Here is a 6,074-nt window from a genome sequence, read left to right as displayed (position 1 = left end):
GCTATTTTCGCTGGCGGACGGTTTCATGCGGGATCAATTGTCAGCACGGTTTTTCATTTGGTTAGGCGTGAGCTATGTGCAGATTGACCGCTATTTTCGCTGGCGGACGGTTTCATGCGGGATCAATTGTCAGCACGGTTTTTCATTTGGTTAGGCGTGAGCTATGATAGGCCGCTATTTTTTGGCCTCCCGTCAATTTAGAAGTCATGAAGAGGTGTACCATTTTTTCCCAGATCGCAAACTTTTGCCGCAAGGTGCTCGGCAAGGAAGACGGCGAGCAGTCGGTGGAATCCCCCATTCCAGCCCGTGTCGCCGGTCAACGTCGTACCTTAAGCCGTGATCAGCACCCTATTTCGCGCAAAGAGATCAGCGAGAATGCACTCAAGGTGCTCTATCGCCTGAACAAAGGGGGCTATGAGGCCTACCTGGTCGGCGGCGGAGTCCGGGATCTGCTGCTCGGGAAGACGCCCAAGGATTTCGACATCGCAACCGATGCGACGCCGGAGCAGATCAAGGCGCTGTTCAGCAACTGCCGCCTGATTGGCCGCCGCTTCCGCCTGGCCCACATTGTGTTTGGTCGTGACGTGATCGAAGTGGCCACCTTCCGCGGTCACCACCATCAGGTCAATACCAGCAAACATGTGTCGGCCCAGTCCGATGAAGGGATGCTGCTGCGCGACAACGTCTACGGCACCATCGAAGAGGATGCCGAGCGCCGCGATTTTACCGTCAACGCCCTCTACTACAGTGCCAAGGATTTCACCCTGCACGATTTCGAGGGCGGGCTGGAAGATTTGGCCGAGCGCAAGCTGGAGCTGATTGGCGATCCCGAAACCCGCTACCGCGAAGATCCGGTGCGGATGCTGCGCGCCGTGCGTTTCGCCGCCAAGCTCGACATGACCATCAGCCCGCGCACCGCCGCCCCCATCAGGGAGCTGGCGCCGTTGCTGCAGGATATTCCGGCGGCCCGCCTGTTTGAGGAGACCCTCAAGCTGTTCCTGGCTGGCGATGCCCTGACTACCTACAAGCTGCTGCGCGAGTACGGCCTGTTCCAGCAGCTCTTCCCGCAAGTGGCTGCGCTGTTTACCCCGCACGGCAACTCGCCTTACGAGCAGTTTATCGAGCAGGCGCTGATCGATACCGACACTCGCGTTCGTGAAGATAAACGCGTCACTCCCGCCTTCCTCTACGCCACCCTGCTGTGGGGCTGCGTCGAGGCCCGTGGTCGGGTGCTGGAAAACGAGAGCGGCCTGCCCTGGTATGACGCCTTCATGCTGGCGATCAACGAGGTGCTCGACAATCAGGTGCGGATCATCGCCGTTCCCCGCCGTTTCACGACAGATGTCCGCGACATCTGGGCACTGCAACAGCGGCTGACCCGTCGTCAGGGCAAGCACCCCGAGCGCGCCATGGAGCACCCCAAGTTCCGTGCGGCGTTTGACTTCCTGTTGCTGCGCAACCGGGTCGAGCGCGGTCTCGGCGAGCTGGCCAGCTGGTGGGAGCGCTATGTTGCCTCCAACCCCGATGTGCGCCCGCAGCTGCAACGGGAAGCGACCCGTCGCCCGGCCAGCGGTGAGCGCGGTGAGAGCCGTAGCCACGATGGCGAGAAGCGCAGCAGCAACAGCCGCAATCGCCGCCGCCCGCGCCGTCGCAAGCCGAAAGCGGCCGAGTGATCACAGACGTGATGACCGAGGTCTTCATCGCCATTGGTTCCAACCTGGCCGACCCGCTCGGCCAGGCGCGCCGCGCGGTCGCCGCGTTGGCGACCTTGCCGGAATCTGTGCTGGTGCAGGCCTCGTCGTTTTACAGCAGCCGCCCCATGGGGCCTGCTGATCAGCCGGACTACGTCAATGCCGTGGCCCGGCTCAACACCCGGCTGACGCCGCTGGCGCTGCTGGATCAACTACAAAAAATCGAGCTGGAACAGGGACGTGTGCGCAAAGAGGAGCGGTGGGGACCCAGAACTCTGGATCTCGATCTGCTGCTCTTTGGCGATCAGGTGATCAACCACGAGCGCCTGATCGTTCCCCATTACGGCATGAAGGAGCGGGAGTTCGTGCTGCTGCCCCTGGCCGAAATCGCGCCCGCTCTGGTGCTGCCCTGCGGCACCCCGCTCGCACAACTGGTTGCCCGCTGCCCGAGCAATGATCTCGCCATCATTGCGCCGAGTGCAGACGTACAGGAGCCTTTATGAGCAAGATCACCACCGCCAGCCTGCTGAAGATGAAGCAGGATGGTCAAAAGTTCACCGCCATCACCGCCTATGATGCCACCTTTGCCAAGTTGTTCGACGACGAGGGGGCCCACGTGCTGCTCATCGGCGATTCGCTGGGCATGGTGCTGCAAGGGGGTCAGGATACCCTGGCGGTCAACATGGATGAGATGGTCTATCACACCCGCTGTGTGGCTCGCGGTGCCAGCAATGCGCTGATCATCGCCGACATGCCCTTCATGAGTTACGCCACCCCCGAGCAGACTTACCAGAACGCCGCCCGCCTGATGGCAGCCGGTGCCCGCATGGTCAAGATGGAAGGGGGCGACTGGCTGTGCGACTCCATCCGCCACCTCACCCGCAACGGGGTGCCGGTGTGCGGTCACCTCGGCCTCACCCCGCAATCCGTTCACGTCTTTGGCGGCTTCAAGGTGCAGGGTCGCGACGAGTTCCAGGCCCAGGAGATCTACCGTCAGGCCCTCGAGCTGCAGGCGGCCGGTATCCAGCTGCTGGTGCTCGAGTGCGTGCCCAGTGCGCTGGCCGAGCGGATCAGCAAGGCGCTGCGCATCCCGGTGATCGGCATCGGTGCCGGCCCTGCGACCGACGGTCAAATTCTGGTGATGCACGACGCCTTTGGCGTCACCTCCGGCTATGTGCCCAAGTTCACCAAGAACTTCCTGGCCGAGACCGGTGACGTGCGTGCCGCCGTGCGCCTCTATGTGCAGCAGGTGAGCGAGGGGAGTTTCCCCGGCCCGGAACACTGCTTCAACTGATGTGATGCCCTATCGATGCGAGCGGGGGCCAGTGCCCCCGTTTCGTCATCCTGTCAGGCTGATGTAACCCGTATCTTTTTGATTCATCTGAAGGTGAACTGCCGATGTTGGTTGTTAACAATCCTGCCGCTCTGCGTGAGCAGATCTCTCAATGGCGCCGTGAAGGGCGTGCCATCGCATTCGTGCCCACCATGGGCAATCTGCATCAGGGCCACCTGACGCTGGTGAAAGAGGCGCACAGCCACGCCGAGAAGGTGGTGGTCAGCATCTTCGTCAACCCGATGCAGTTCGACAAGGCCGAGGATCTTGCCAACTACCCGCGCACTCTGGAGCAGGATTGCGCCGCGCTGGAAGCGGCCGGGGTCGATATGGTGTTCACCCCGACCCCGGAGATCATGTATCCGCAGGGGCTGGCCAGCCAGACCTTCGTCGAGGTGCCGGGTCTCTCCAATCTGCTGGAGGGGGCGCTGCGTCCGGGTCACTTCCGCGGGGTCAGCACCGTCGTCACCAAGCTGTTCAATCTGGTACAGCCGGATGTGGCCTGCTTTGGCCAGAAGGATTACCAGCAGCTGGCGCTCATTCGCAAGATGGTGGCCGACATGGCGATGCCCATCGAGATCGTCGGCGTGCCCACCGTGCGGGCCGAAGACGGGCTGGCGCTCTCTTCGCGCAACGGTTACCTGACCGCTGCCGAGCGGGCCATCGCCCCCGAGCTGGCGCGCACCATGAACTGGATCGCCGAGCAGATCGAAGCGGGTGATCACCACCTGCCTTCTTTGGTGGCGCAGGCCAGCCAACGCCTCGACAACGCCGGTTTTCGCACCGATGCCATCGACATCGTCGATGCCGCCAACCTCGAAGCGGCTACCGACGAAAGCGAGCAGCTGGTGATCCTGATGGCGGCATATCTCGGCAAGGCCCGTCTTATCGACAACCGCGTCGTCACCGTAAAGAAGTAATTCCCCCGATTGCCAGCGGACGCCTTCCCGGGCGTCCGCTGCTTTTTCACGCCTGCACTCTCCTGCATCCCGGCGTTTTGTTCTGCGGCCCTGCCCGCATTCCCCTTCGTTTCTATCCACTTTTGGCCTGATGGCCGCTACAGGTATTCATGATGTTTGTCCTGATTGCATCGCTTGTTTTCTGTCTGCTCTGTTTTGCTCTCACCCGGTTGCCATCCGGATTGCCGCTCTCGCGCAAGGTGCTTGCGGGTCTGCTGCTTGGTGCCCTGTTCGGGCTGGCTCTGCAACTGGGCTGGGGGGCCGATGATGCCGGCGTCCAGCAGACCCTGGAGTGGGTCAATATCATCGGCGGCGGCTATGTCAACCTGCTCAAGGTGGTGATGATGCCGCTGGTGTTCACCTCGATCCTCTCCGCCATCAACAAGCTGGAGCAGGCCCAGTCCCTCGGCAAGATCAGCGCCGTGCTGATCGGCTCCATGCTGATCCTAGTGATGATCGCCGGTGTGGTGGGGATGACGGTGACCCATCTGAGCGGTCTCACTGCCGAGGGGCTGCTGAGCCACGGCAGCGACAGCGCCGCGCTGCAACAGAGCATGAGCACCATCGACAGTGCCCAGACCCTGCCGGCCCTGCTGCTCTCGCTGGTGCCCACCAACTTTGCCGCCGATATGGCGGGTAGCCGCGGCCTCTCGGTGATCGGGGTGGTGATCTTCACCGTGCTGGCCGGGGTTGCCCTGCTGCAGCTGAAGGCGGAGCATCCGCAGGCTGGTGCTCGCGCCGCCGTCGCCATCGACACTTTGCAACTGTGGGTGATGAAGATGGTGCGGGTGGTGATTGCGCTCACCCCCTATGGCGTGATGGCGCTGATCGCCCGGGTGGTAGCCCACTATCCCCTGAGCGAGATCCTCAGCCTGCTCGGCTTTATTCTGGTCTGCTACGTCGCCATTCTGGCGATGTTTGCGGTACACATGGTGATCCTGCTGCTGATCGGTCAGAACCCGCTGCACTATCTGCGGGAAGTGTGGGGCGTGCTCACCTTCGCCTTTATCTCCCGCAGCAGCGCGGCTTCCATTCCGCTCAGCATCGAGACCCAGCAGCGTCTTGGGGTGCCCTCCAGCATCGCCAACTTTGCCGCCTCATTCGGTGCCAACCTCGGCCAGAACGGCTGTGCCGGCATCTATCCGGCCATGATGGTGGCGATGATTGCCCCCATGCTCGGCATCAACCCGTTTGACCCGCTGTTCCTGCTGACTCTGCTGCCGGTCATTGCACTGGGCTCCATCGGGGTGGCAGGCGTCGGCGGTGGTGGCACCTTCGCCGCGCTGATCGTGCTCTCTACCCTCAACTTCCCCATTGCGCTGGTGGGGGTGATGATCGCCATCGAGCCACTGGTGGACATGGGCCGTACCGCCCTCAACGTCAACGGCTCCATCATGGCGGCGATGATCTCCAAACGGTTGCTGGGCAAGCAGCAGCTGGCCAACGTGGAGACGGTGCAGACGCAGGCCGCCAGTTAACTCCGAGTGTTGCCCAATATGAAAGAAGCCCGCAGTTGCGGGCTTCTTTCATATCGACTGTGTTGCCTTGTGGGCAGACGCGGTTACTCGGCAGAGACGGGGTAACCGGCGCCTTTCCAGGCGAAGATGCCGCCCGGCACCCGATAGACCTGTTGATAGCCCTGATTGACCGCCCAGGCGGCGGCGTTGTGGCTGCGGCCGCACTTGACGAAACCGCAGTAGATCACCACAGGGCGAGCTTTGTCTTCACCCAGCAGCGCCTGGAACTGCTCCGCCGTGCTGCTCCCCTCGACAATCTCGCTCCAGTTGTCACCGGCCTTGGCCTCCTTCACGAAGACAAAGTTCTTGGCCCCCGGGATGTGCTCCTTCTTGTAGGAGTCCTCATAGGGCATGGTGTCGATGATCACCAGCTCCTCGCCTTTGTCCATCCGGGTTTTCAGCTCGGCCACGGTCAGCAGCTGATAGCCCCCCTGCTGCGTCTCCTGTGCCAGCTGCACAGCCGATTGCTCAAGCTTCACCTCCTGCTCGAACTGGTTGTCGCCACAGCCCGCGAGGGCAAAGCTGGCGGCGATCAGCGAGGCCACCAGAGTGCGGGATCGCAATGTCATCATGT

General features: G+C 62.2%; 6 protein-coding genes. 5 read left to right on the top strand and 1 reads right to left on the bottom strand.

Translation table 11 applies throughout. From position 1 onward, the window contains the following. The first annotated feature begins 206 nt into the window (after positions 1-206). From pcnB to G5168_RS18050, 5 genes are all read left to right on the top strand, one after another. Positions 207-1,673, top strand: coding sequence for a polynucleotide adenylyltransferase PcnB (pcnB, locus tag G5168_RS18070; protein WP_194494626.1), 1,467 nt, complete (start codon positions 207-209; stop codon positions 1,671-1,673). 11 nt (positions 1,674-1,684) lie between these two features. After that, positions 1,685-2,194, top strand: coding sequence for a 2-amino-4-hydroxy-6-hydroxymethyldihydropteridine diphosphokinase (gene folK, locus G5168_RS18065; RefSeq protein ID WP_139396213.1), 510 nt, complete (start codon positions 1,685-1,687; stop codon positions 2,192-2,194). Beyond that, positions 2,191-2,985, top strand: coding sequence for a 3-methyl-2-oxobutanoate hydroxymethyltransferase (gene panB / locus G5168_RS18060; RefSeq protein ID WP_042030455.1), 795 nt, complete (start codon positions 2,191-2,193; stop codon positions 2,983-2,985). The genes folK and panB overlap by 4 nt, the downstream gene beginning before the upstream one ends. Positions 2,986-3,089: 104 nt before the next feature. Next, positions 3,090-3,944, top strand: a complete 855-nt coding sequence (gene panC, locus G5168_RS18055; protein ID WP_268016607.1) for a pantoate--beta-alanine ligase — start codon at positions 3,090-3,092, stop codon at positions 3,942-3,944. A 152-nt stretch (positions 3,945-4,096) separates the two neighbouring features. Next, entirely contained in the window at positions 4,097-5,461 is a 1,365-nt protein-coding gene (locus G5168_RS18050) for a cation:dicarboxylate symporter family transporter (protein ID WP_421252545.1), read from the top strand. Positions 5,462-5,544: 83 nt separating this feature from the next. Here the strand turns inward: G5168_RS18050 and G5168_RS18045 are convergent, their stop codons facing one another. Beyond that, the gene (locus tag G5168_RS18045; protein ID WP_421231305.1) at positions 5,545-6,072 is read right to left on the bottom strand and encodes a rhodanese-like domain-containing protein; all 528 of its coding nucleotides are present in this window, start codon (positions 6,070-6,072) and stop codon (positions 5,545-5,547) included. Positions 6,073-6,074: the final 2 nt, after the last annotated feature.

This window comes from Aeromonas sp. 600724 (assembly GCF_049175135.1).
Classification (GTDB): domain Bacteria; phylum Pseudomonadota; class Gammaproteobacteria; order Enterobacterales; family Aeromonadaceae; genus Aeromonas; species Aeromonas veronii_A.
The sequence above is the reverse complement of the archived record's forward strand: the minus strand, read 5'-3'. Positions and strand labels throughout refer to the sequence as shown.

Bases quoted from the DNA above. Each gene is read 5' to 3' on its own strand.
- pcnB (WP_194494626.1), top strand. From the start codon at position 207: ATGAAGAGGTGTACCATTTTTTCCCAGATCGCAAACTTTTGCCGCAAG.
- G5168_RS18050 (WP_421252545.1), top strand. From the start codon at position 4,097: ATGTTTGTCCTGATTGCATCGCTTGTTTTCTGTCTGCTCTGTTTTGCT.
- panB (WP_042030455.1), top strand. From the start codon at position 2,191: ATGAGCAAGATCACCACCGCCAGCCTGCTGAAGATGAAGCAGGATGGT.
- folK (WP_139396213.1), top strand. From the start codon at position 1,685: ATGACCGAGGTCTTCATCGCCATTGGTTCCAACCTGGCCGACCCGCTC.
- G5168_RS18045 (WP_421231305.1), bottom strand. From the start codon at position 6,072: ATGATGACATTGCGATCCCGCACTCTGGTGGCCTCGCTGATCGCCGCC.
- panC (WP_268016607.1), top strand. From the start codon at position 3,090: ATGTTGGTTGTTAACAATCCTGCCGCTCTGCGTGAGCAGATCTCTCAA.